Here is a 1,667-nt window from a genome sequence, read left to right as displayed (position 1 = left end):
CCGTTCGTCATTCGTCGGTGTGAGCCGCGAGTCCCCGGTGCGGAGAATCGAGATGTCGTTCACTCAGGCTTGCTACGCTTGACCGCGCCAGTAGAGCCGATGCACGGCTCCCGAACTTTCGCCGCGGGCGTATGGCCGGAGGAGGTGAGTGCAAATGGGCGATGATTCCAGTCCTAGTCGAGATACCGACGCTTTGTCCCATTTTTTGTTCCACCGTGCTCCGCGTCCGGTCTGCAGTGAGGATCGCCTCCTGACCCTGTAGTCGCGGACCCAGAGCACGGCCGTCCTCTCGTGCTAGGAGGTGGCTCTGGTGTCGCATCAGACCGTCCAACCGATCTCCCTCGCGGCCATGGACTCGCTCGCCGCCCTCAGGGCCGAGCTCTCCGAGTCCTCGGCCATCGAACTCGCCGAAGAACTGCCGCGCATGGAACTCGCCGATCAGGCGGTCCGCTTCCGGCTGCTCCCCAAGGACCGCGCGCTGGCGGTGTTCGAAGAGCTCGACCCGTACCATCAGCAAGAACTGCTGGACGCGCTCAAGACCGAGACCGTCCGCGACCTGCTCGACTCCATGGAGGCCGACGACCGGGCCCGGCTGTTCGACGAGATGCCGGCGATGGTCGCCACGAGACTCCAGGCGCAGCTGAGCCCCGCCGAGCGGCGCTCGACCGCGCAGCTGCTCGGCTACGACGCCGACTCGGCCGGGCGCATCATGACGCCCGACTACGTCTCGCTGCGGGCCTCGATGAGCGCCGCCGCCGCCATCGAACGCATCCGGCACCTGCGCGAGCGACCGCGGCACCTCGACATCCTGCCGGTCACCGACGGGCACCGCAAGCTTCTCGGCACCGTCGCGCTTCCCGACCTCGTGGCCGCCGATCCCGACACGATCGTGCACGACCTCATGGCCGACGACCACCACATGGTGCGCACCGACACCGACCGGGAGGAGTCGGCACGGCTGGTCCAGGACGCCAACCTGGCCGCCCTGCCCGTCGTCGACCACGAGGACCGCCTCGTCGGGCTCATCACCTTCGACGACGCCATGGAGATCCTCGAGGCCGAGGACACCGAGGACGCCGCCCGGTCCGGCGGCGCCGAGCCGCTGGAGCGGCCGTACCTGTCGGCCGGGGTGTTCATGCTCGCCCGCAAGCGGGCGTTCTGGCTGCTGCTGCTCGGCGTCGCCGGCATCCTGACCGTCTCGGTCCTCAACTACTACGAGGCCGCGCTCGAGCAGGTCACCGTCCTGGCGGTGTTCATCTCGCTGCTGACCGGCGTGGGCGGCAACTCCGGTTCGCAGGCGTCGGCGGTGGTCATCCGTGCCATGGCCGTCGGCGAGATCCGATTCTCCGACACGGTCAGGATCGTCTGGCGCGAAGGCCGGGTCGGCTTCGTGCTCGGTGCGATGCTCGCGATCGTCGGGGGCCCCCTCGTCGGCTTCGTCTACGGGCCCGACATCGGGCTGATCATCGCGCTGACGCTGCTCGCGATCTGCACTTGGTCGACGTTCGTCGGCGCGTTCCTGCCCCTGATCGCCAAGAAGGTCGGCATCGACCCCGCGGTGATCTCGGCGCCGATGGTCTCGACGCTGTGCGACGCCACCGGTCTGGTCCTGTACTTCTCGATCGCCGCGGCGGTGCTCGGCCCGCTGATGTAGGGGAGCGGGGGGG

The 1,667-nt window shown here is 68.6% G+C and carries 1 protein-coding gene; it reads left to right on the top strand.

Features of this window, described 5'->3' with window-relative positions; all coding sequences use genetic code 11:
- Window positions 1-310 precede the first annotated feature (310 nt).
- Window positions 311-1,654: a magnesium transporter gene (gene mgtE / locus ACYVK3_RS13375; RefSeq protein ID WP_460497823.1), complete on the top strand. Its 1,344-nt coding sequence runs from the start codon at window positions 311-313 to the stop codon at window positions 1,652-1,654.
- Window positions 1,655-1,667: the final 13 nt, after the last annotated feature.

It is taken from the genome of Glycomyces tarimensis, assembly GCF_054776215.1.
This window is presented reverse-complemented; position numbering and strand designations above follow the sequence as displayed.